General features: G+C 42.8%; 24 protein-coding genes and 1 pseudogene. 9 read left to right on the plus strand and 16 right to left on the minus strand.

Features of this window, described 5'->3' with window-relative positions; translation table 11 throughout:
* Positions 1-20: 20 nt before the first annotated feature.
* The 4 genes and pseudogenes from AR383_RS08015 to AR383_RS08030 all read right to left on the minus strand — a co-directional run bounded on the left by AR383_RS08015 (position 21) and on the right by AR383_RS08030 (position 3173).
* Positions 21-893: a sensor histidine kinase gene (locus AR383_RS08015; RefSeq protein ID WP_157051673.1), complete on the minus strand. Its 873-nt coding sequence runs from the start codon at positions 891-893 to the stop codon at positions 21-23.
* A gap of 25 nt (positions 894-918) precedes the next feature.
* A pseudogene (locus tag AR383_RS08020) lies at positions 919-1646 on the minus strand (winged helix-turn-helix domain-containing protein).
* A gap of 105 nt (positions 1647-1751) precedes the next feature.
* Positions 1752-2471, minus strand: coding sequence for a spondin domain-containing protein (locus AR383_RS08025; protein WP_055732663.1), 720 nt, complete (start codon positions 2469-2471; stop codon positions 1752-1754).
* A 6-nt stretch (positions 2472-2477) separates the two neighbouring features.
* Complete coding sequence (locus AR383_RS08030) at positions 2478-3173, minus strand: spondin domain-containing protein (RefSeq protein WP_055732664.1); 696 nt, start codon at positions 3171-3173, stop codon at positions 2478-2480.
* A 651-nt stretch (positions 3174-3824) separates the two neighbouring features.
* Between AR383_RS08030 and AR383_RS08035 the strand changes: the two genes are divergently transcribed.
* The 4 genes from AR383_RS08035 (at position 3825) to AR383_RS08050 (ending at position 7128) form a co-directional block, all read left to right on the plus strand.
* Entirely contained in the window at positions 3825-4676 is an 852-nt protein-coding gene (locus AR383_RS08035) for a helix-turn-helix transcriptional regulator (RefSeq protein ID WP_055732665.1), read from the plus strand.
* 18 nt (positions 4677-4694) lie between these two features.
* Positions 4695-5567, plus strand: a complete 873-nt coding sequence (locus tag AR383_RS08040) for an AraC family transcriptional regulator (RefSeq protein WP_055732666.1) — start codon at positions 4695-4697, stop codon at positions 5565-5567.
* 100 nt (positions 5568-5667) lie between these two features.
* Positions 5668-6147 (plus strand): DoxX family protein, encoded by a 480-nt coding sequence (locus AR383_RS08045; RefSeq protein WP_083481543.1) that lies wholly within the window; start codon positions 5668-5670, stop codon positions 6145-6147.
* Between the two features lie 12 nt (positions 6148-6159).
* Entirely contained in the window at positions 6160-7128 is a 969-nt protein-coding gene (locus AR383_RS08050) for a hypothetical protein (RefSeq protein ID WP_055732668.1), read from the plus strand.
* 209 nt (positions 7129-7337) lie between these two features.
* Here the strand turns inward: AR383_RS08050 and AR383_RS08055 are convergent, their stop codons facing one another.
* The 9 genes from AR383_RS08055 to AR383_RS08105 all read right to left on the minus strand — a co-directional run bounded on the left by AR383_RS08055 (position 7338) and on the right by AR383_RS08105 (position 13329).
* The gene (locus tag AR383_RS08055) at positions 7338-7925 is read right to left on the minus strand and encodes a TetR/AcrR family transcriptional regulator (protein ID WP_055732669.1); all 588 of its coding nucleotides are present in this window, start codon (positions 7923-7925) and stop codon (positions 7338-7340) included.
* 293 nt (positions 7926-8218) lie between these two features.
* Positions 8219-8701 (minus strand): TlpA disulfide reductase family protein, encoded by a 483-nt coding sequence (locus tag AR383_RS08065; protein ID WP_083481544.1) that lies wholly within the window; start codon positions 8699-8701, stop codon positions 8219-8221.
* A 119-nt stretch (positions 8702-8820) separates the two neighbouring features.
* Positions 8821-9576 carry an HvfC/BufC family peptide modification chaperone gene (locus AR383_RS08070; RefSeq protein ID WP_055732672.1) on the minus strand — a complete coding sequence of 252 codons (756 nt, stop codon included), beginning with the start codon at positions 9574-9576 and terminating at the stop codon, positions 8821-8823.
* Positions 9576-10469, minus strand: coding sequence for an MbnB/TglH/ChrH family RiPP precursor modification enzyme (locus AR383_RS08075; protein ID WP_055732673.1), 894 nt, complete (start codon positions 10467-10469; stop codon positions 9576-9578). Before AR383_RS08075 ends, AR383_RS08070 begins: the two co-directional genes overlap by 1 nt.
* Before the next feature lie 24 nt (positions 10470-10493).
* Positions 10494-10781: a BufA1 family periplasmic bufferin-type metallophore gene (locus AR383_RS08080; protein WP_055732674.1), complete on the minus strand. Its 288-nt coding sequence runs from the start codon at positions 10779-10781 to the stop codon at positions 10494-10496.
* Between the two features lie 12 nt (positions 10782-10793).
* Complete coding sequence (locus AR383_RS08085) at positions 10794-11120, minus strand: thioredoxin family protein (RefSeq protein ID WP_055732675.1); 327 nt, start codon at positions 11118-11120, stop codon at positions 10794-10796.
* Positions 11121-11126: 6 nt separating this feature from the next.
* Positions 11127-11603, minus strand: a complete 477-nt coding sequence (locus AR383_RS08090; protein WP_055732676.1) for a YHS domain-containing (seleno)protein — start codon at positions 11601-11603, stop codon at positions 11127-11129.
* Positions 11604-12187: 584 nt separating this feature from the next.
* Positions 12188-12652: a nucleoside deaminase gene (locus AR383_RS08100; protein WP_229711274.1), complete on the minus strand. Its 465-nt coding sequence runs from the start codon at positions 12650-12652 to the stop codon at positions 12188-12190.
* The gene (locus tag AR383_RS08105; RefSeq protein ID WP_055732678.1) at positions 12646-13329 is read right to left on the minus strand and encodes an FMN-dependent NADH-azoreductase; all 684 of its coding nucleotides are present in this window, start codon (positions 13327-13329) and stop codon (positions 12646-12648) included. Before AR383_RS08105 ends, AR383_RS08100 begins: the two co-directional genes overlap by 7 nt.
* Before the next feature lie 133 nt (positions 13330-13462).
* Here AR383_RS08105 and AR383_RS08110 point away from each other — a divergent pair, with 133 nt between their 5' ends.
* Positions 13463-14317 (plus strand): LysR family transcriptional regulator, encoded by an 855-nt coding sequence (locus tag AR383_RS08110; protein ID WP_055732679.1) that lies wholly within the window; start codon positions 13463-13465, stop codon positions 14315-14317.
* 443 nt (positions 14318-14760) lie between these two features.
* Positions 14761-15678 carry an IS5 family transposase gene (locus AR383_RS08115; protein ID WP_055732680.1) on the plus strand — a complete coding sequence of 306 codons (918 nt, stop codon included), beginning with the start codon at positions 14761-14763 and terminating at the stop codon, positions 15676-15678.
* A gap of 189 nt (positions 15679-15867) precedes the next feature.
* Here AR383_RS08115 and AR383_RS08120 read toward each other — a convergent pair.
* Positions 15868-17045, minus strand: a protein-coding gene (locus AR383_RS08120; RefSeq protein WP_157051634.1) for an IS3 family transposase whose coding sequence is annotated in 2 segments (ribosomal slippage) — positions 15868-16775 and positions 16775-17045 — 1179 coding nt in all. Because the reading frame shifts where the segments join, the coding sequence is not laid out codon by codon here.
* 428 nt (positions 17046-17473) lie between these two features.
* On the opposite strand from AR383_RS08120, the gene AR383_RS08130 reads away from it, so the two are divergent.
* On the plus strand, positions 17474-19534 hold the full coding sequence (locus tag AR383_RS08130; protein WP_055732681.1) for a bifunctional metallophosphatase/5'-nucleotidase: 2061 nt from the start codon (positions 17474-17476) through the stop codon (positions 19532-19534).
* A 1339-nt stretch (positions 19535-20873) separates the two neighbouring features.
* On the opposite strand, the gene AR383_RS08140 is transcribed toward AR383_RS08130, so the two are convergent.
* Positions 20874-21428, minus strand: a complete 555-nt coding sequence (locus AR383_RS08140; RefSeq protein ID WP_055732683.1) for a carboxymuconolactone decarboxylase family protein — start codon at positions 21426-21428, stop codon at positions 20874-20876.
* 310 nt (positions 21429-21738) lie between these two features.
* Between AR383_RS08140 and AR383_RS08145 the strand changes: the two genes are divergently transcribed.
* Together AR383_RS08145 and AR383_RS08150 are read left to right on the plus strand one after the other, a co-directional pair.
* On the plus strand, positions 21739-22326 hold the full coding sequence (locus AR383_RS08145) for a TetR/AcrR family transcriptional regulator (protein WP_055732684.1): 588 nt from the start codon (positions 21739-21741) through the stop codon (positions 22324-22326).
* A gap of 57 nt (positions 22327-22383) precedes the next feature.
* A complete protein-coding gene (locus tag AR383_RS08150) occupies positions 22384-23061 on the plus strand; it encodes a haloacid dehalogenase type II (RefSeq protein ID WP_055732685.1) in 678 nt (225 codons plus the stop codon).
* Positions 23062-23508: 447 nt separating this feature from the next.
* Here the strand turns inward: AR383_RS08150 and AR383_RS08160 are convergent, their stop codons facing one another.
* Entirely contained in the window at positions 23509-24507 is a 999-nt protein-coding gene (locus AR383_RS08160; protein WP_055732687.1) for a hypothetical protein, read from the minus strand.
* Positions 24508-24557: the final 50 nt, after the last annotated feature.

Raw genomic sequence — 24557 nt, forward strand, 5'->3', positions numbered from 1 at the left:
CTGAGTTAGTTCAATCTGATTTAGGAAACAACGCCATTTATAACCAGTGTTTCTATATATCCCTGCAAGCTAGCAAGTGGAGTTCGTAAGTCATGAGATAAATCGGCAAGCAATGTCCTACGATCGCTATCAATTTGCTGCAGTTGAGAAAACTGCAGGTTGATGTGCTGCAACATGTCGGTAAATGCACACCCTAGGCGATGGATTTCATCATTGCTATCCCGACGCCATTTCCCCTGCTCGATTAATGCAATAGAGCGCTTAAAATCTTCACGTCTAAATTTTTCAATATCAGCAACCAATCCGTTTAATGGTTTGGTAAGAAATCGAAACAGCACGAGAAGAGCAATGAGTAAAAAAACCAAGCTTGAGACGACAAAAACAAAAAAAATGCGCGTACTCTGACTGCTACTTAAAGAGTTAATGGTTGAATCATATATTTCGCCACCCAGAATAATATAAAGAAACCCTTGGAGCTGATTAGCTTGATAAACGGGCGCAACTGAAAAAACTTTCTTCGCATCATTATCGCGAGGATCATCGCCAAAAACCGGTAAGGGAGCGCTGTTTTCAATCACACGTTTTAGCGGTGTAAGGTCGACATGGGAACGCTTAACTTTACCGGCTTCGGCGGAATAAGTGAGGATTTTGCCTGTAGGATCTAAAAAGTAAAACTCAAAGTTAGGCCCCAATACCATCAATGTATGGAAGAGCTTCTTTAAACTATCGTAGTTGTACTCGCCCCTGCTTAAATGAGGATTATCAGTCGCTAATTGTTCAGCAAGACGAAGATGCAAGGTTTGTTGCGTCTCACTACGAACCAATTGCTGCAGCTGGTTATTCAAATGAAAAAAAATGGCTAACAACAGCATAAATACTGCAAATAACCACAAGGCAATTCGCTGGTAAAAGCATAGGCTAAACAAGTAAATCAACCCCTTTAGGACTAAACTTGTAACCTACCCCCACACCGTTTGAACAATTTGCGGGCTGGTTGCATCGCGTTCAATCTTGGCCCGAAGACGATTGATATGAGAATTTACGGTATGTTCGTATCCACTATGGTGGTAACCCCACACAGAATCGAGTAACTGATTGCGGCTAAAGACTTGGTTAGGATGGCTGGCCAAATAAAATAGCAGATCAAACTCGGTGGCAGTTAAATCAACCGCTTGCTCGTTCAACAGGACTTGGTGATATTTTTGGTTTATCCGCAAGCTGCCAATAACTAATTTGGGCTCTTCTGGGCTATCCGCATCTGAATGCAGTTTTCTTACGATCTGAGCTTTTCGTAATTGGGCTCGCACACGAGCTCGCAACTCCCTAACACTAAATGGTTTAGTGATATAGTCATCTGCGCCGAGCTCCAAACCCAGCACCCTGTCTAATTCAGAGTTCTTAGAGGTAATAATCATAATGGCCAGATGAGGCTTACGCTCTCTCACTTCTCTACAAATGTCCAAGCCATTCATTCCAGGCAAAGTGACATCAAGAATTAGCAGGTTAAAATCACACTCTAGGGCCAACCTGTATCCCTCTGCACCGTCAACAGCTGCCACTGTATCAATGCCTAACTCTGCTAAATTTACCCGGAGTAATTCTGCTATATCGGCATCATCCTCAACAATCAAAACCGACTCTCTCATACCTGCATCCATATGGTTAAATGAAATCAACTACACATCGATACACAACATAGCCCGGTTTCAATTTGGCACAGGGGTTTTAAGGTAACTAAAACCGGGCAATACTTACTGTTGTATTCGAGCTATCTGAATTTTAGCGGTAGGATTGTCAAACTTGTGTTGACCCGATAACACAGATTCAAGCAAACCATCATCCGCAGATAAAACCCCTTGATGCACAGCAACAAAATTGACATCGTCTCTGACAGAATCAAATCCTACGCCACCATCGGCGGGTCCAGGTATAGTGCCTGCCATTTCCGAGTTCTTTTCTGTGCCTGCATCGAATGTCGAACTATAAAACGTGACACTCTGACCTTCGCTCAACGAGCTAATGTCATAAGCATCCAGACCGGTGAAAGCATCATTTGTATTCACTAACATGCTTACAAGAGACAGCTTGGCACCTGTTCCACTCTCAACTTCAACACTAAGAGTTTCACTCATGCCTGGCTGCAATAGCCCTACACCACTGCTATGAGCCAATACCATTGGGTCTACAAACAACTCAGCAGCATCACCACCCTCAGCCATTTTTTCCAAAGACACCGTGGCCGGCTGACCGACTTGCCACAAATTACCTGCACTGTGTATAACGACAGCCACTGGTGACATTGGTTGTGCGTGAGTTAAATTTGTTACGGTTACCTCATAAGACACGCTTACAGGCTCCTCGGTATTTGGATGCTCTGCGTTACTTCCATCATGACAACCGGCAAGCGCTAGTAAGGCCGACGACGTAAGCAATACCCCTTTAAAGCGGGATTTAACACCAATAATCATCATAACCTCCTAGTTAACGTTGATGGTGACCTTGGCAATGGGATTCAACCAGCGATGTTTGGAACTGGTGATATCGCTTATCCCTGCCTCCATGTCTTCATCACCAATGCTGCCACGGTGGATGTGAACAGTGTTGTTGTTTTCAACACTTGAAACCCCCGTACCACCGTTACCGATTAACGCTTCTAATGGCGGTGGAACCGGCATACCAGGAACACCAATTGCGCCACCACCACGGATTTCGTCGTTCGCTTCGGTACCTGCATCATATGCATTCAGGTATACAGTATAAGTACCTGGCTGCTCCGGAATTACCCAATCGTCCAAACCTATGAACCCATCGTTTGAAGGCAGGATCATGGCTACTAATGATAAAGAAGAATTACCAGCAGTATTGGTTAACGAAATTTCCCCCATCGCACCAGGAGCGGTTAATCCTTCGGTGTGGGCGTAATTCGCTCCAACGGCCTCACTTTGGGCTATTAGTCCGGCCAAAGAGCCGCCTTCGGCCATTTCCTGTAGTGCAAGAGATGCTGCCTGCCCAGGTGTAAACAACTGAGTTTCAGAGTCATGCGCTACAGCCAGCACCGGTGTAAAATAAACGCCCTGAGTTAAATTCTGTACCGAGACAGTTAAGTCGGCAGCATACGACGTGATGGGAAGGGCAAGTGCGCCCAGAGCAAATAGCTTTGATAGATTTTTCATCTCATTCCTCTTGTGATATTAAAAAAATCTCTTGTAGTCTCACGACCAGTTATCACAAAACAATCACGATACCGTTACGATTTAATCTCATTTCTAAAAAACCAATCCCCCCTGCAAAACTGTTCAGCGAGGCACAAATTAGAACTTGCCGGCGCCTAGGCCAGATCAACAAGTAAACAGATCGGTATATTTTTATATAGCAAACAATCACTTGTTAAATTCAGGCTATTTTTTCGCCAAAAACACTTGCCCAAAGTAAACCGATCAGTGTACTTTTAATTGGAATTCTAAGAGAGATTTAGTTTTTAGCTGAGATTTAGCCTCGATTGTCTAAATACTGAATTTAACTTTGATTGGCTTTAAGAACACCGAAGTCGGTAGATTCGGTCTCTTATCTCGCGGTTTATCTAGATAGTAGGTGATAAGCCTCTAACAAGACGAGCCGTGAGCAATAGAGAAAGAACCAATCTACCGCACACATTTTATGGATGTTAATTGCACGTATTTTGCGGATGAAGAATCAGATAAAACTGCCTTTACCTGCATTTAATACACTGTTAAGTATAGTATTAAAGCCACTATAGTCAGCCACGCTAGTGGACGATGTTTGGGCTTCTTTACTACATCCCTTAACAGTTAGGGAGAGAGAGCATGAACAGTTTGAATGAAATTTTAGATCAACATACTTTTTGCGCTGAAATTAATCACAATGGCCCGCTAAACGGCACTAAACACTTTGGACAAAACGGGCAACTGCATTTTTTGGTGTCGGGACAAATGCGTCTAATCAGATCAGGAAGGCCTGAAGTTTTAATGGATAAACCATCATTTGTTTTATTACCAAAGGGCGATACTCATCAGCTGGTAGCCTGTGGCAATCAAGCAGTTAAGCTCATCAGTGCCAGTATCTCTTTTAAAATATCGCGTACTTCTCTCATTGTTGATTCATTGCCAGAGCTTGTTTATCACCAGATTGATAAATCATGTTCTCTTTCAAACACAGTACAAATTTTATTCCGCGAGGTATTTAGTCAAAGGTTTGGCAAAGACGTTATTGTTAACAAGCTAGGGGAGCTTTTTATGCTGCAAGTGCTTAGATATGCAACCGAGCAAGGTAGCCTGTATGAAGGTGCATTAGCTGCAATGAATCACCCGCAAATGTGTAAGGTAATTGAAGCAATACACCACTCACCAGGTGAGCACTGGACATTAAATGAGCTGGCATCGATTGCCGCCATGTCTCGCTCTAAATTTGCTGAAGTATTTAAAAACCTAGTGGGTCAGACGCCAAATGACTATTTGACGGATTTAAGACTAGCTAAAGCACAAAAGTTATTACAATTAAACAAGCCAGTTAACTATATTGCCAATGAAGTGGGTTATGAACATGGCTCAGCCTTAGTTAGGGTTTTTAAGAAAAAACTTGGCGTTTCTCCTCGTCAATGGTTACATCAAACAAGTCAATCTAAGCCTTACGACTTGGCGGTACGTAGTCCAAACTAACCAGCACAGAGTAATTTAATGGAAAACATAGCAGACATCATAAGAAGTATGTCACTAACAGCAGAAGTCTTCTTTAGTGGGCGATTATGTGGAATTCAGTCGTTCTCTTCAGAGGGTAAGGGCCACTTGCATTTACTCAAAAAAGGTAATCTAACGGTCATCATGAAAGACGGCACCAAGCTGGTCATTGATAAACCATCTGTCATCTTTATACCTGGTGATATTGAGCACCGAATCCTGTCTGAGCAATCTGAAGGTGCAGAGATGGTGTGCGCAACACTAAATATAGAGTCGACCAATCGAAAACTATTTTTAGATGCCTTTCCTGCATTTTTAGCGCTTGATACCGATAGTGCAGCTTACATAGCAAGAACAGCTGAATGGCTATTTGAAGAGGCCTTTGGCCGCTCGGTAACGCGAAGTGTTGTAATAGACAAACTCAGCGAGTTGTTTTTGCTTCAAGTTATTCGCTATGTGATTGAAAATGATTTAGTTAAGGGCGGCGTATTAGCGGCGTTAACTAATCCGATGATGGCCAAAGTGATCTCTTCAATACATAGCCAGCCACAGGTTGATTGGACAGTTGACTCTTTGGCTGAGCTTGCAGCCATGTCACGTTCAAAATTTGCAGCCACCTTCAAATCAGTACTGGGAACCACACCAAACGATTATTTAAGTGACGTAAGAATCGCAATAGCGCAAGACATGTTAATTAAGAAAAAACCGGTCAATTTGGTAGCTAATTTGGTTGGTTATGAACACGGCTCAGCCCTTGCGAGACTATTTAGAAAAAAACTGGGCATGTCACCAAAGCAATGGCTCAAGCTAACAGACAGTCAAACTCAGCTTCCTATCAGTGTCCACGATAAAAATAAAACTAAAAAGGTATAAACCCGAGACGAATGGTTTCTTTTTATGCTCAAGCCCACGGTAAATTTAAATCAGCTGACAACAGCACTAATAATCAGGTTTAAATGAAAAGGACAATATCGTGAGCTTGTTACTAAAACTCCTTAAACAATATGACAATGTACTGGATACATTACTTCCATACCTTCAATCTCTACTCAGCATTAGTGGGCGCTTCTATGTTTCCTGGGTATTTTTTTCCTCTGGGTTAACTAAAATAGCCGACTGGGAATCCACACTGTTTTTATTTGAATACGAATACAGTGTTCCCTTATTACCCATAACTCTCGCGGCCCTTCTTGCTACTGTCGGAGAGTTAGTATTGCCAGTACTGTTGACCCTAGGCGTTGCCGCGCGGGTGAGTGCAGTGGGTTTATTTATAGTCAATATTGTAGCTGTAATTAGTTTAGAAGACTTAGCTCCGGCGGCCTTAGCTGCTCACGTTATCTGGGGCCTAATACTGCTTCATATTTCAGTTTGGGGAGCAGGAAAAATAACTGGGGACTATTTAATCATTCGCAGAATCCTGCGAAAAAAACAGGCTCAACTTTCAGCTGTATAATTGAACGTCTTTATGAAAAAGCCAACCATTAATGGTGAGCAGCCCATTGAAAATGCTCCGATTATTCAGCTTGATAACGGAGCATGCTGTATCCCACAACATTACTTAAGTTATTCTCATTCAGTATCAACCATTCAACAAATCATTAGCAACTGTGACTTTGACGACGATTACAAGATTTTCGCTGGGCAAGATTTACTTGGGCTATACATACAAATTGGCGTTGTCGGTTTTGATACTTATCAATCGCCACAAAGTCAGAAATCAAGGAAGATACTTTATGGAAGACGCTGGCGCATTGAGCCTTATTTTCCTACATCGGAGCTAATACAAACTATTTATTTAGCGATTAAAAAAGCGCGCGAGCATGAAGTTCGTGAGAGCTTAAAGTTGAATATTAATGGTAAATATAGCGCGCCTTTTAGCTCTCATCAGGATCTTCCCCTAATCTGCGATCAATTTGAGCACTTGGCATCAGCTGAGCAGGAGTATTCTTTTGCGGAATTCAGACGAGCAGTAGCAAAAATCACTAAATCAATTCGCTTTGATCATTGCTCTTTACGCCTAATCAACATAGAAAAGAGATACAAAGATCAAATTCTAATTGATGTTAAATTTGCGACATCAGAGTGGTCTGAGTTACCAGAAATCCACCATGCTTTTTTAACTATCATCATTAATAAGCCGAGTATTAACCTTTTCTTACACGAGCTGATGGATGCCATAATTAAACATAGTGATGATTATGTTGCAGAAAATTTTCACTACAACCACTCTCCTCGATTCAGTAAAAGTGCCAGTCCTTTGAAGCTTGCCGATCTTTCTCAACAAGTGAGGCGAAAACAACCACAGCAAGAACACTGCGAATTTTACCAGCGCCTTGCCCAACATAATGAATGCGTAGATAAACTGAGAGCTCCAACCCCGATAAGTAGTGAGTTCAGTGAAGGTATCGCAAAAGACAGAGCAATTCATGGTTAGGGCCTGTTGGCCCTTCAAGATGCTTTTTGCAGCTGTTTACGAGATGTTTATACTAAGCAGAGGCTTTGATATGCCGTTATTCTACCTGATAAGCTGATAACACATTGAAAGCCCCCACAAACACTGCCCGAAGGGTTCGGCCAACAAGCGCTAGGGAAGGCCTGGTTGCTTAGCCCACTCTCTGAATAATGACTAAGGCAAGATACCTTCTATGGGCAATGCAGCTCAAGCAAGGATAATGCAATTTGTTTTGCTACCTGGGCTGCATTTTTATTACTTGTAGTATGCGCATTAACAATTGCACCATCGGCTAACACTGCAAACTGCAAGGCTAAGTCGTGTTTATTTGCCAGTTGAAGCGGCTCTAGTAACTCTTCAAGATACTGAATAACCAGACGCTTATGCATCGTACAAATAACATGCACAGGATGATCTTGGCGAGGATATTCGGCAGAAGCATTGATGAACATACATCCTGAAAACTGAGGTGACTTGGTCCACTCTTCAATAGCATCAAAAAATGCCAAGGGCTTAGCAAACAAGGCATTTCCCTGTTGCTGGCTGGCAAATTTATTAACACCGGTTTTGATCATGTTTAAAAACTCATCATCACGCCGTTGCAGCGTAGCGATAACCAGTTCATCTTTAGACTTAAAGTGGTTATACAGAGTACGTTTAGAGATGCCTGCGTGCTCAAGCACGGCATCGATACCAGTGCCCTTGATACCCTCTCGGTAAAATAGCTGTTGAGCAGCCTCTACTAAATGCTCTCTTTTGCTCTTACGGCCTTTAGTCACATAAACCTCCTTTAAGTACACTGATTAGTATACCTAAGATCGAGTGCAAAGAAAGAAATTACTGACAGTTATTAGAGCTAAGACGACTATATATAAAAACAAAAAATGGTACACAGTAGCTGATTAGCGCGCGAACTGGATAAAATGGCTTTTGAGATGTAAAAGCATCATATTGGTTGATTAAAGTGATAAAACTGCCAACCAGCAAAGCAGTTTTTAAAGCATTAAAAAGAATGGTTTTAGATATATTTTTACGCCAATTTTCGTACACATAGTTGAAACTTTTACTCACCCTAATCCTCCAGCGCCTGCTCAATACCAAGCGGAAATTGGTGACCGCGGTAGAGAATTTCTTGCGCTTGAGAAATGACCACAAAAACAGGCGTGCCGGATACTCCATAAGCAGCAGAAATAGCACTTTCTTCATCAAAAATGATTGGATAATTAACCTGATATTCTTGAACGTAGTCATTAATTTTAGCGATTGAGTCATTAACCCCAACATTAATACCAATAACACTTATTTTTTCAGCATATTTGCTAGAAAAATCAACCAAGTTGGGTGTCTCTTTTTTACAATACGGACACCATGTTGCCCAGAAATATAGCATTACTGGCTTTTGTTCTAATACCTGAGACAGTGTAAGTTGCTCACCAGACAATGCATGCGATGTAAAGTTGCTTGCCCGCAAAGGAGCGGATGTTGACTCTTGGCCTACTACATCAAACCCCATAACACTCCATACAATGAACAAGAAAAATATAAAACGATTCATCACTTCCCCACTTTTTTAGTTAATACGTTTGTTAAAAGCTAAGTTAAAGCTCATAAGCTATTAGTTTCTCACCGTTACCTTTATGTATATGGAGCAATAAAGGCAAAGCTGAGACATAGTTACTTTGCCAAGCCAACAAGCCACTCATTTACAATTGAATCGGAAAGCCATGTTGAAAAATCAAAATCAGGAAAGCTGTCTAATAGCTCTCCAATTGGCTTACCGCGTTGAATGGAATTAAGCCAATCAAAATATTCTTTAGTTATTTCAACAACTCTTGGTCCACTGCCACTTTGCCATACGAGGTAATAGCCAGTTTCATCGGAATTAAAAACCTTATATAGCTGTTCTTCTTTGGGTAATTGCTCTTTGTCACCATTGCGGTGTAATCGCCACAAACCATATAGAGGAAAGTCGCTCGAGATCAGCGTTAATGAACGCTGAAGCTTAATCGCTACCTCTTCAACATGTTCATCTTCTAGCAAGGTTAACGACGCTTTATCTAATGGCTCGGCTACACTTCGCGAGGCAACTTGAAAAGCCCACTCTAACTCTGCCATTTGGCTTAAATAAGGATGGTCTTCATGTAACTCACTTTGTTGAAGAATGTTTGAGAACTCCCGCCCCCAATCAGCCCAGTCGCCTGTTACCGGCCTTTCTCTATCGATTAGCCGCTTAGCAAGAACGTATTGCGCCTGCTCTCCAATCATTTTATAAATTACTGGATAGCTTATTGATAAGCTGCGTGCAGCCGTCATGCGTAGATTGTTCTGGTAAACTCTCAGGCCAGCGTCTTGAGTTTCGGCCTGCTCACTAAAAATGTCAGTCAGTAGATGAGTTTGATATAGCAGCGCACTGTTACGGTTTGGATTCATTAGATCAATTCCGTCTTAAGTCGGTTCATCCACCCATTCGCTTTCCTCGCTTCGCTAATCAGTTCATCCCAGGCGGGTAAGTTATTGTCCCACTCGAGTAAAACCGCAGCTTCAGGAAAACGCTTAATGGCCTCATAGAAAAGTAACCAACATTCATCAGAAACAGCTTGGGCATGATCATCAACAATCATTGCTCCCGGTGCTGGCTCGGAGCTTCCAGCAAGATGCAACTCCTTAACCGCATCTGAAGGCACTTCTGTAAGCCATTGTTTTGCCACTTCTATTGGCTTACCTACAGGAAAGTTCTTGAAGTTAACTAATAGGTTGTTCAGATCAACCAATAACCCACACTGGGTATTTTCCACCAGTCGGCTAAAAAACTCCGTTTCACTAAAGTCGTTATGCGCAAAAGACTTATATGAAACGATGTTTTCCACAAGGATCTGGCGACCCAGAAGCTGCTGAACTCGGTCAACATTATCACTTAGCGCTTGCAGTGTGGCTCTATCAAATTGTAAAGGCAGTAAATCCCCTGCATGCACCGGTTCATTGGTTAAATTCCCCCAAGTAAAACAAGCATGATCGGAGATTAAAAATGGCTTTATTCGATTCACCAATCTAGCGAAGTTTTTCAAGTATTGGTCATTAATACTGACTCCAGAACCCAGCCCCATACTCGTTCCATGAATGCTTACCGGATACCTTTCAGCCACTTGGTCAAGTAAATAGCTTGTAGCACCACCTTTTGCGAAGAAATTCTCGGCATGCACCTCGACAAAATCGATGGAGGGGGATGAGGGTTCTAATGCAAAGTTATAGTGCTCGTGCCTAAGCCCAACGCCAACAGGTGAATTGCCTAAAGCTTCTAAGCTACTTTGGGTTAAAACCGTCATCTTTATTCCTCCATCGCAGCCAACTTAACTGTTGCGCTTTGTCTCTTGGTAACGCTTTTTAGCTTCGGCTTTCAACATGCCACCCATAGACTCACAACTCCCCTTGGCGACTAACTTCCACTCGCCGGGGTCGTTGTCGACTGTTGATTGACCTGCACAACTATGTGTACCAGCCAGATTTCCACAGTCGTTTTGACCAGCAGCAGCTACCCCGTAACACTTCTCTTTACCAGCTGCGTGTGCAGGTACTGTAGCGATGGTAGAAAAAGCCATAACTAATGCTGCTGCAGTTAAAGTACGTTTCTGATTCATAAGTATTTCCTCTTAAGTAACTAAATTGATATGTGAATCAAGCCATTGAGTAAGTTCGACATAACTGCCTGCTCCCACTTTCGTATCGAGACGCGTCTCTCTATCCAACAGAACCAAAGTAGGTACAGAGCGAATACCAAATCGTTGTGCTATTTCTGACTGTTGGTCGGTATCAACCTTAACGATCTTAACGGTACCGGCATAACCCTGCTCAATCATGCCAATGACTGGCTCAATCTGCTTGCAGGGGCCACACCATGTCGCACTAAACCACAGCATAACGAAAGGTTCCGCAGTCTGATTAAGTGCAATTGAGGTCCCCTTGTTATTAGGTTCCATGCACTGTTACTCCTCAGCGTTGGCTTCAGCAACAGTAAGGTCCTCAATACCATCCCAAACGCGGTTGGCGATTTTCAGATTTCCTGGAACGTCTTCAAGCCATTTCTTTTGAACAGTTTTATTTAAGTTGAGATAAAGCTTGTCACCTTTGATATAGAAAGCCGCAGGATCAACATCTAGCTTTTTGTTCAAAGCAACGCCCATTGCACAATAGCCGCCGAATTGTGGAGCATATTTGTCGGCATTGGCTTTAAACATGTCGCGGTTTTCGGCGCTAGAGAAACGGTAAATCGCTCCCTCGTGTGTCGCGGTATACTTGGCCGATCCTTCTACGGGTTTGTTGTTAACAAAGTACGCTACTGGGTCATAGCCATGAATAGCGACGTCGTTTTCGCCAAGGTTGACAGCAGAAGCGAAGCTTAAGCTACTAAAGAACAGTGAGCCAGCCAGGCCAGCCATTGCTACTAAACGTGAAATTTTCATACGGTGTATCCTTTTAATTGACAGGTTAATCGTTATTCCAAAGAGTCAGTTGGGTTATCAACTCTAGGTGCTAACTAAGTTAAGAGATCCTGAACATTCAAAGGAAACCGTTTCACCACAAATTAACGCCATTCGTCCAAACGGAGCAATCACTGTTGCATCTGCATAATTAAACCCTTTTGAACGAGTAAACATGATTACTATATTGAGGCCCACAACCATGCTGAAAGTACTTAGGCATAACGTGGCCACGTTGTCGCGACGCCAAGGACGAAGAGGCTTTCTGGCGCGCCATTAAGCGCGCCAGCTGCAAACAAGCATGTAGGCGGGTATCAGCAAAGGTTCACTAAATAGCACTAAGGTGTGGTGGTGTATTGAGTCTCTATCGCCATGCAACACCAAGGCCTTAATAAGCTAAAACTTGAGGTAAGTGGTAAGCACAGTTGGAAAGACAAACAAAGCTTATACACCCCCATCAGCAAGCGGCTTAAGCCGATGGAGGTTGGTCGCCAAGGTATGGGTGGGATAGCCGCAATATGCGCGCTTTACTCACGACGGCAAAAAGCGCAGTTCAAGCTCACAACTCAAGCTAAGCCTTTTTGGTAGCGAATAAATGGAGCCAATTTAAACTCATTGGACAGATCCACTCGTTTAACGCTAGGTGTTATTTCATGTTGCGACTGATAGGTCCAAAGGTAGTCAAAGCCAAGCTGCTTGACTTCATCTCTATCTAGCAAAATGACAACCTGAGTGATTTTAGCTAGCCGTATCGCCAGGTAGCATAAACCACATGGCTCCCCTGAGGCGAACAAGGTAGTTCCGGGCAGAGAGGTACATCCTAACTTTTCACAAGCTACTCTAATTGCTTGTATTTCGGCATGAGCCGTACAGTCATTCAATTGATTAACTTGATTAAGCCCTTCTGCTATACAGTCACCCTGTTGATTAACAATCATTGACGAAAAAGGTAAGCCGCCTTTTGCCACTTGTTGTTCTGCTAAAGCAATTGTTTGTTTAGCAAAATAGTTAATTTGCATTGTATCTAACATGTTTTAAACCTCAGTTTATTGGCTAACTGAGTAGCAACTTCATCGGCTTTAAATTCTGCTATGTGCAATGACTTCTGATGTCTATGATCGGCAAACTCCTGATACTCAGAGGCTATTTCGTGGATCTCTGTAACGCCTAAATATTTACTTAAAGTACGTAAATGTGGAACCAAATGACTAGAGGTTTCGTTTACCCCACCTTTTTCAAAGCCAAACTCACCACTAGAGGTAACTATAACCAACACCTTGCCAGACAATAGCGGAGCTAGAGGCCGATCTCCTCGGCTTAAATCAAAATCAAAGGTTTTGTTAATACGTATGATTTGATCAAACCAAGCCTTTAACTGCGCCGGCATTCCGTAGTTATACATTGGCGACGAAATAACGAGGATATCCGCTTTTTCAAGCTCGGAAATAAACTCGTCAGACTGCGCCAAAATCTGTTGCTGCTGCACAGTTCTTTGGTGCTCAGCGGTAAATACCGCTCCTATCCAATCTTGAGTAATAAACTGAGGTGGATTTGCGCCTACATCACGATAGATATAGTCATCTATTCTAGCTTGCTCATGAAGCTGAACGATCAATTTTTTGGCTAGTTTCTTGGAAATTGAATCGTGTTGTGGATTGGCATTGGAAACTGCTCTAACACTAGAGTCTATGTGTAAGATAACGCTCATTTTGGGTACCTTTAGTTGTTTAATCCGGCCTCCATTTTTGAGCGTGATGGAACAAATCACAAACGAGTAAAAATATTTACAGATGAGAAAAAATCATCTATTTTTTTAATCAATTGTTTAAAGAGTAACAATCATGCAAGTTTCTTTGCCAGCACTTAAAGCATTTGAGTCGGCGGCAAGGCTGGGCAGCTTTAAGGCCGCCGCGGCTGAGTTATCTATCTCTCCAACCGCTGTTTCTCATCACATCAATAAACTAGAGCAGCGACTAAGCGTGACCTTATTCACTCGCTCAGCAAGGAAAGTGACTCTAACAGCACTCGGCAAAGAACTCTCCACAGCCACTAGCCAAGGCTTTCAGTCTATTGAAATAGCGATCGATAAAATCACGGCAAAGGATAAACAAATCCATGTTACAACCACCTCGTCGTTTGCCGCTTTAGTATTAATCCCCACTCTTCAAGCGTTTTATAAGCAATATCCTGAGATTAAAGTGAATATAACAAGCGGAGAAAACATTGATGCCAACAACTTCACTTTACCTATTCGGCTAGGAGAAACAGACAAACAATCGAGCGCAGATGTCATCAAGTTTGAACAATTTAATCTGTTTTGCACGGCAGACACCGCGGCAAGGTTTAACCAAGCAGAGCGGCTAACAATCTACACCACCAATTGGAAAAATAGCAGCTTACCCAATGTGCCATTACAAGCATGGCTAGAACTCAACGGCTTACAAAACGAACAAATTCAAGTGAGACATTTCGACCAAGAACTATTTGGTATTCAGCAAGCTTTACTAGAAAACGCTTATGTGTTCTGTTCAAGAACGCTCACGCAAGGTTATTTAAAAGCAGGAGTACTAACTGAATTAAACACCCTAGCCATTAACTCACAGCTTTGTTACTACATAGCCAATAAAGAAAACCACCTTTCTCGGCATAACTTTATGTTCATAGAATGGTTGGAAAACATACTTAACAAGAGCTAATTTTCATCAAGCAAAGCCTAAAAGGGTGCCTTTATGTCGGTGATGCCAGCGCTCGAGCAGCTCTTGTACTGACCAAGACTCTGCTTGCTGTTTATTCACCGGCAGTGGCACATGAGTATGATTGCTCACCACCGCATAAGCGCAAACATCGATGGCGAAGACATCTGTCGGTGTAGGGTGGCAAATATTTCGCCGCGATTGTGGGAGTCTCGTTTATTTTTTTGAGGGAGCACTTAATCTCCCCTCTTATTCTTTCAAATATCCAAAGCTATAAGTTCAATAGAGCCGAAAAGTTTTTTCGGTTAACAGCGTATCGCCTTGATAAACGGCAAAATGCCACTCCCCTGCTTGAGCTTCCCATGGGGCGTTGTTTCCTAAATCAGATTGAACTAACTCAGCAGTCGCGGATCTGATCAGTATCTATATCTGTCGGGTCACCAAACATGGGTAAAGCGAAAGGCAACATCACCAACTGGAAGCTGTACAACAGTGCACTGAAGCAACGCGGCTCATTGACCTTCTGGATGGATGAGAAAGCCATAGAACTATGGAATAACACTGAGCGCAGTGGTCGTCGAGGGCGCAGCCAAACTTACAGTGACACCGCTATCGCAACTACGCTGATGATTAAAGGCGTATTCAAGTTACCACTGCGTGCTCTTGAAGGCTTCATCAACTCATTGTTTCGCCTGCTCAAGGTCGACTTAAAATCTCCCGATTACAGTTGTATAAGCAAGCGAGCAAAGACTGTTGAAGTCAACTATCGCCTACCTAGCCAAGGTCAAGCGGCTCACCTCGTTATCGATGCTACAGGTCTTAAGGTGTTTGGCGAAGGAGAGTGGAAGGTGCGTAAACACGGCGCTGAAAAGCGTCGAGTCTGGCGAAAACTGCATATGGCAGTAGATGCCCAGAGCCATCAGATAGTGAGTGCTGAGGTCTCGATGGACTGGGTTCACGATAGTGAAGTGTTACCCACCTTGTTGAGACCGCTGCGGCGCAAAGTGAAAGCAGTAAGCGCTGATGGTGCCTATGACACACGGCAGAGCTATCAAGAAGTACAACGTAAGAAGACTGTTGCACTAATCCCTCCACGCAAGAATGCAGGTATGTGGGAAGCGGGTCACCCACGGAACGTTGCAGTAAAAGCCTTGAAGCAAGGTGAGTTGGAAAACTGGAAACGGGACAATGCTTACCATCTTCGTTCACTATCGGAGACGGCGATGTATCGTTTCAAACAACTGCTTAGCGACAAGTTGAGTCTACGTTGTTACAACGCCCAAGTCGGTGAAATCATGGCCGGAGTGTGCGCGTTGAACAAAATGAGCAGGCTAGGTATGCCTGCTCGTCAGCTAGCTGAATAAAGAGGAAAACGCCTTGGGGTTACTGCATTCTTGGCTCTGAATTGATCAACAAGGCCTTCCCATGGCTCTTCTAGTAAGTACATATGGCAATGTTCAGCTTTACCATTCTTAAGACTTAGAGTTTTTTGTAGGGTGCTGTTGATAAACGAATGACCTTGTTGGTCGGTCAATTTAGGGTGAGTGTAGTGGTCAAGTAAAACTGGCCACGGTTTTATAGTTTTTCCAGTACAACTCTTCAGCCTGATTCGGTGGCAACATCTTGTTGTGCTGATGTGGCCTGACTTGGCTGAAATACCCTACGATATAATCCGTTATGGCGTGCTTGGCTTCTAAAAAAGTTCGGTAGCCTAGCTCTGGCATCCATTCTGTCTTCAAACTTCTAAAGAAACGCTCCATCGGCGCATTATCCCAACAATTACCACGGCGACTCATGCTCTGTTTGATTTGATATCGCCATAGCAACTGTCGATATTTAACACTCGTATATTGGCTGCCTTGGTCTGAGTGAAACATTAGTCCTTGAGGCTTACCTCTCAGTTCATAAGCCATCATCAGCGCCTTGCTAATAAGTTTACTGTCAGGGCTCAAAGACATTGCCCAACCAACAGGTTTCCTTGCATATAAATCCAGTACAACCGCTAAATAAGCCCAACGATTCCCAGTCCAGACATACGTGATATCACCACACCAAACTTGGTTAGGCGCATCCACCGTAAACTGGCGAGCAAGAACATTGGGTGCAACAGGATGCTCGTGTGTCGCTCGTTTATAGCGATGCTTTGGTTGTTGGCAGCTAAACAACGCAAGTTCACGCATCAAGTTGCTAGCGACATAACGGCTTAAGGGTGTACCTGTTTGCGTAACCATTGCTGCAATAGTGCGAGCTCCCGCAGAACCTTCACTCACTTCAAATGCTTCTCGAACTTTCTCTTTAAGCACAATGCGATTCGGTGTTTCGCCGACCGCTTCATCACGCCAATATTTGTAACTACTTCGATGAACACTGAATAGCTGACATAAATGATTAGCGGGAAAGCTCTCTTGAAGCCGATGAATTAACGCAAACCTTTCAGCTCGTCCGACATCAAGAGAGCGGAAGCCTTTTTTAAAATGTCTTTTTCCATTTCAAGGCGTTTGACCTGCTTTTCTAGCTCACGAATACGGCGTTGCTCATCCGTCATGGGTGTCGCCTTAGGTGATTCACCACGGCGCTCTGAGCGAAGTTGTCGCACCCATTTATCCATCGTTGAGTTACCCACGCCCATGGCTTCAGCGGCCTCACGAACGCTGTAATTTTGGTCTACAACAAGCTGGGCAGCTTCTAGGCGAAATTCGGGGCTAAAGTTAGGTCTTCTTGGTTTTGTCATTAGTTCACCTGTTTTGTCTCTGAGGTGAGTCTATCACCTCTAATCAGGTGGCCAAATTCACTATGCCACTACAGAGTAATCGTTTCTGTAAGCTGTAGATGTTTACCGCTAGCGTGAACATCAAAACAATAGCCGAAAGGCGTTCCAATTTTAGCTGAGATATCAGTAGTTTGCTCGGACAGAATTTTCAGATACAGACGCTGATATCAATGCTAAACAAAATATTCAAAAATAAATAATATTCTTTTCTCGAAACCAGATTATCTAGTACATGTGTTAGATTACATTTATTTTGCTGCCATATAGCGTTAATTAAACCTTAATATTAATTTAATTTAGCACTGCCATTCTCTCCGGAAACTTAATTTACTCGTTTCTCCTTAAACGGAGAAATCACTTTCTGTTATAGGGAAATAGTTTCGGTGACAATGATGAAAGCCTCTTTATTATTTAAAAAACATAATTTAGCCATATTCGTTGCAACAGCATTAAGCGTTGCGCCTTTAACTGGTTGCGATTCAGATGACGACGATTCATCTAATATACAAAGCGCCTCCTATACTCTACAACTTCTACATGTTGCCGATATGGATGGCTCCAATGCAACGGCACTATCCAATGCGGGCAACTTTGCCAGTAATGTTGCTGCTCTTACCGGAGAGTATCCGGACAATACGTTATTTCTAAGTTCTGGCGACAACTACATTCCAGGCTCTCGTTATGAAGCAGGGGCAGATATTTCAATGGAAAGTGTCGATGGTGTTGGCGTCTCAGGTGTGGGTCGTGCCGATATCGCTATGCTTAACGCGATGGGGCTACAAGCTTCAGCCGTTGGTAACCACGACCTAGATGGTGGCACCGCAGAATTTGCCAGTATCGTCGCAGCAGAAACCGCTGAGGATTCGGAATCAACAACAGACAGTTATGATTATCCGGGCGCTCAGTTTCCATACCTGAGCTCAAACATGATTTTTGCTGATGATGCCAACACAGCACCTCTGGTTACCGCTGATGGTCAGACCGCCAGTGATATTCCTAACAGCCTAGCAGCTACCACTATTATCGAAGTCAATGGTGAAAAAATTGGTATTGTCGGTGCCACGACGCCAACCAATGAAGTCATTACCTCTACTGGAGATATTACCGTTTTGCCTGCAAGCGATGCGACCAATGAACTAGCTGCAATCATCCAGGAAAAAGTTGATGCTCTCACCGCAACTGGCATTAACAAAGTTATCCTTCTGTCTCACATGCAAACTATCGCGATCGAAAAAGAGCTTGCAACGTTACTTAAAGATGTCGACATCATCGTTGCTGGTGGTTCTAATACCCTGCTAGCAGATAACACAGACCGCTTGTGGGCCGGAGACAGCGCTGCCGACGACTATCCTCTTATCCGTCAGGATGCAGACGGTAAAGATGTGGCTATCGTAAACGTTGACGGTGACTACAAGTACTTAGGTCGTTTGGTAGTAGACTTTAATGAAGATGGCGATCTTCTGGTCGATACCATCAATAGTGACATCAGTGGTGCCTATATCAGTGACGATGAGATGGTGACTACACTGGGCGGAACACCTAACCAAGGCGTAGATGACATTGTTACTGCAATGAACAATGTTATTGTTGCTGCTGAAAGCAATATCATCGGGCACACTGCTGTCTACTTGAATGGTATTAAATCACAAGTACGTTCTGAAGAAACCAACCTAGGTAATCTCACTGCTGACGCTAACCTATGGTATGCGCAGCAGGAAGATTCGGAGGTGGTCATTTCTCTGAAAAATGGTGGTGGTATCCGAGCTTCAATAGGTTATGCTGCTTATCCCGCTGGCTCTACTAGCGCAGAAGATCTCGTTTATTACCCACCTGCCGCTTATCCTGATGCGGGTAAAGGCGCTGGCGACATTTCACAATATGATCTCCAATCCGCCTTGGCGTTTAACAATGCATTAGCCATTACCGAGCTCACCGCTACAGAGCTGAAAGCACTAATAGAACACGGTGTAAGTGATATTGACCCAACGGATGCTAGTGGCTATGGCGGTGGTAAATTCCCGCAGATTTCCGGTATGTCCTTTACTTTTGATGCCAATCTGGATGCAGATTCTCGCGTGACGATGTTGTCTGTCGACACTGATGGTGACGGCACTTATGACGACACCATTGTCAGCGATGGCATATTGGTGGGTGATACCAGCCGCACCTTTAAGATGGTCACTCTTAGCTATCTTGGCGAAGGTGGCGATGGCTACCCATTCACTTGTACTCAAGCGACTGAAAGTGACCCATGTAGCAATATGGTTTACCTAGAAGATAATATGACCAACGACCCGGCGAAATCAGACTTTGCCTCATCAGGAACTGAGCAAGATGCATTTGCTGAATATCTTCAAGCTAATTACCCAGATTCGGAATCATCTTACAACATGACTGATGATATAGAGGATGAATCAGTCACAGACTCCCGAATTATCCGTACCAATTAATTATGTTAAAGCCACCTAAATTATAGGTTGTCTCTTATACACAAATCCCTGTTAAGCAATTAGCAGGGATTTTTTTGAACTTTTTCAGCTGGTTTTAAGCCGATCTTCATACGTATTTAATAGCAAATAGGCGTCATGGGTAACTGTCACTTAGAATCGGCTGAGGAACAATTTGGCTATGCTGATTTAGGCGATCCCAGACGGGCCGCTCGTCCGGTAAAGTTATCATAAGCTTTAGCTCCCCCCCGAGGAAAGCTGCTGCTTCATGTGCAAACGCCAACCAGCCACCTAGCTCTAAAAGTAACAAAAACATCAGCATAAAAGTATGCAAGCCTTTGTGGAAAGTTGGAAGGGCAAGAAAACTGTGTATAAGCACAGTACATATCCGCAAAAGTAGAAATATTAAGGGTACATAGGCTTAATAAGAGTAGCTTTGAGGGAGCTGTAACACATAAAGGGAAAAAACGTTTCACCCTCGCTAGCCAAGATTGTGCTTTTAAATCCCATCATCTTCGCCGAGTAGCGCAAATGAACAAGGGGAGAAGTTGAAGTCTGTTTGAGCAAAGCGAGTTACTTCAACGCCCTTGTGAATGCGCAACGCAGGATCTAAGAAGATGCGGGGCAGCCTTTCTTTTGCTTCGTTTTCTTTGGCTGGTTCAAAGAAAATGACGTCGCCGTAGGCAAAAGCTTTTATCCCGTAACTAACACAGAATGGGGCAAAACCTTCACACTCTCACTAGTCAAGGTTACGCTTTTAAACCCACATCTTAGCCGAGTAACGCCTTTGACAAGAAATTAAGTTGAAGTCTATTTGAGCGTAGTGTTTACTTCAACGCCCTTGGGAATGAGGTGAAAGCTTGGCTCTAAACAAAGCATTGCTTTGTAAGCTTGAACACAGGGTCTAAGAAGATACAGCGTGGCCTTTCTTTTATATAACTAAGCTTTGGCCAGCAAAGCTTAGTATATCGCCGTTAGGGCGAAATTCTCACTAACAGCGCCATGCAAAAGTAAATGATATAAACCAGACTAATAGCCTCCAACGGCAAAAATAAACAAAAAAGGCGAAGCATTAGCGCTTCGCCTATAATCACAACCGGTTGAAAATTAAGATAAATACTGGATAACCAGCGTTTAAGTCTAGTCTTTTAACTCTTATTCACGACGAGTACCAAACAAGTGGCATACTGTCTTCGGCTAGCTGTTTTACCATTTGCCATAGATACTAAACCTTGTACCTTTGCCTAGCACTTAGCCGCGATATTATTGTGTAAAGTTAAAAGACACTGCTTAGTCTCACTGGCTAACCCAGCATTTCAATCAGCTTAATACCTCAGCTTAGTTAGACTTTTTTCTTCCAAGAGAACTGTTCAAACAGTGGTCCCACGGGTGTTTTTGCAACATGGTTGGTGTAATTGCTAATCACTTTTTGCGATAGTCCTAGGATCACTTCAAGTACTTGTTGTTGACCATAGCCTGCTGCAAAAAACGCGTCCATTTGTTCTTCCGACACATTACCGCGCTCACGCACCATCGCTAAGGTAAAGTCATGCAGTGCTTGTAGCTTGGCGCTTGGCATTGCTTCTTCGTTACGCAGCGCTTGCGTTAAGACAGGGTCTACTTTCATTGAGTGTGCAATAGCAGTATGAGCAGGAACACAAAAAGTACATTCGTGTTCAACGTTAATAGTTTGCCAAACCACCGTTAACTCTTCTTCATCGAACGAGCTGTTCATAAAAAGTTGGTGAAGTTGTTGGTATGCCTTAAATGTTTCTGGAGACTCCGCCATTACTGCGTACAAGCCCGGCACTGCCCCCATTTGTTTCACTGCACTTTCCAGCATGGGTTTACTTTTAGCAGGTGCAGTTTCTAATGTGTGAAATGTAAATTCGCTCATTTTTGTTACTCCAATTATTACTCAGTGTTTACAGAATTAAGGAGACACTAGTTGGTGTTCCCCCATAGAAAAGCGCAGTGCCCTCGTCGATGAAGTGAACTATACCCCACACCTGAACGATCGTTCAAGCAAATATTTGAGCGATCGTTCAATTATTTGCGTTATTAGATATATCCTATTGATTTTATAATATATATTTTTCTATCATTTTTGTTTTAATAGATAAGCCCTGTGAAATACAACTTTACCTCAATCAATGCCAGCACTATAATTGAACGATTGTTCACAATTGAAGTTACTAGGCCTTATCATGGCAAAGAGCGCAAAATTTGACCGCCAAGAGGTGGTAGACAAAGCGACCAACCTGTATTGGAAAAAAGGTTTTCACGCAACATCAATGCGTAATCTACAAGACGAAATTGACATGCGACCGGGGAGCATATATTCGGCATTCGGAAGCAAAGAAGGATTGTTTAAAGAGACACTTCGCAACTATACGGATATAGGATTAGCGCAAATTAAACGTTTAAGGGATGAGTACGACAATCCTGTCGACGCTTTGAAGGCGTTTGTTAAATTACAGGTTATTGAAACGCAAACCGATGCACCAAACGGTGTATGTATGCTTACAAAAACGATGGGGGAATTAACCCAGGAAAACCAAGAATTGTTAGATGTGACTAAAGCCTGCCTTGCTGAGATCTCTGATGAGTTTGTTAAGTTGATTAAAGAAGCCCAAGCACAGAATATTATTGATGCTAGCCGGGATCCTGAAGAATTAGCGACCCACGTACAAATCCAAATTACTGGTTTGCGCACCTTCGCCAAATTGAATAGCGACAAAGCTCTGCTTAACGCTAAAGTTGACGACATTTTTCGTCATCACCCGTTTGCCTAAATTTGTAATGTGAGAGTAAATAACAATAGCGTATTGAATAAGCGATAGGGAACAGACATGCCGGCACAAACCATTTTGTTTGACATTAATGAAACGGTGCTCGACTTAAGCATACTTAAACCCAAGTTTCTCAAATACCTTGGCAACGAGAGTTATATGAGCACTTGGTTCTCTATTTTATTGCACTCATCCACCGTGTGTTTGATTACCGAGACTAACAGTGATTTCAAAAGCCTAGCCTTGGCGGCCTTGAAGACGCTAGCAGGCCACCTCCATAAAACCATCACCGATGAAGGCTATCAGGATATCTTGAGCACATTTTCTTGCTTACCCGCCCATGACGATATTAAACCCGCGATGAAGGCACTTAAACGGGCCGATTTTAGATTAGTGGCATTCTCCAATTCTTCATCTGAACTGCTCAACACTCAGCTATCTTTCGCTGGTTTACAGGACTTTTTTGACAACATCATTTCTGTAGAGCAAGCCAATACCTTCAAACCGTCTAAATCTGCTTATCAATTTGCCCTACAACAACTACAAATTAGGCCGACTCAAGCACGGCTGGTAGCTACTCATGACTGGGATACACATGGCGCGCTTAGCGCTGGCTTAAAGGCAGCCCACATAAATAGATCTGGAGCGCCATACAACTCACACTACCTTCTACCCGATATACTGGCTAACAGCATGGATGAGATAGCACAACAAATTATACTTAAGGAAAAGTTATAGGCCTTATAAACGTATTACCAAACCTTAATACTCAACTAACGCAGAAGAAAACAACCCGCACATCAACAATAAGAAACTAACTAGCATCAACTTGTAGATTTTCTGGGTTTTTGCGTCAATAAGCTTTCTTTTTTCAATCAATCCGAACCTTTTAGCGTGCCTAATGCTCATGAATACTGTTCCATATTGCAATACTCCTTGAACAGCTAAAAAAATGTTTAGTGAAAATATTCTCTGACCGTCTAATCGTTCTTCTATCTCAATTAAACTTGTGTTCATAAGTCTTGCAACGATCATTAGCCAAATAACAAAGCCTAGGCAGCTAAAAGCAAATAAAGACAGGAAAAATGTTTGTATTGATGACATATATGAACCTAAAGGAAACTTGAACTATTAAAATCTTTGTAATACAGAATCTTACTATTCCCTTCCATCTTATAAATTGATTCACCTAATGCCTTGCCTGGAGAGCTTAGAGCCTTTGCCCCAATAACGCCTCCAACCCCTCCCGCTGCAATCGCGCACCAAAAAAAGCTTGTACCAGCTGGGTAAGCCAAAAATGACAGTGCATACTCCCCAAGTTGCTAATGAACCTCCACCAACGCCTCCAAGAACACCACCAACTGCACCACCAGTCTCAACATACTTAGATTTAGTACAAGCTTCCTTATCATCTTGCTGACAAGCTTGGGCGATATTAGCACTAGCCTCGACTCCAGCAAGAGCTATTCCTATGTAACCAACCCGCTTTAAATTACCAGCCACTTTAGCAATCTGTTGATATTGCTTACTTAGCTGGGGCATGGTGTCTGTAACAGCTCCAACTTTCTGCCATTGGTATACGATACTTTTTGTACTAAGCCCAAGGCTAGATTTTAAGTTTCCAGCTACCAGACCTGCACCAAGTTTCGGTTGCATCACCCTACTGAGCGCTTTATCCAAACGAACAAAAAGCTGTCTTCTTTTTGCTAGAAATGCAGGTGATTTTAATTTCCCATTACTGTTTAAGTCATTAGCATAAAGATAATCAATTTCTTTAAGTATAAGTTTGACTTGACTAACATGAGCATTCCAAACGTTATTACTGTTACCTAATAGCAGGCCATTGTATCTAGCGATATCTTCAAGAGTTTGGTAGTACCGCGCCACCGTTTTTCTTTCTTCTTGGCTCATGTTCTTGCGAATTTTTTCTATTTTCATCGCTTCTTTATAAAAGAACTCTTCCTCTAGTGTGCATTGAGTCGAATTTGGGGGACTAATTAAGACGACTTGTCCTACTTGCGCAATACCACCAGTAATGTGACGATTTACACTTAAGAAGTGTTGAATAGTGGCTTCAGAGGGAGCTTTATACAACTTTAGAATTAACGAATCCAAAGATGTCAATTCTTCAACAATATGAAAAACATATCCATCTGGTATATCAAGCTTTTGAGTCGTTCCCATAAAAAGTGTTCCTTCACTAATTTATTTATTGAGCTTTTTATCATAAAAAG

Origin of the sequence: Agarivorans gilvus (assembly GCF_001420915.1) — a bacterium.
Lineage (GTDB): Bacteria > Pseudomonadota > Gammaproteobacteria > Enterobacterales > Celerinatantimonadaceae > Agarivorans > Agarivorans gilvus.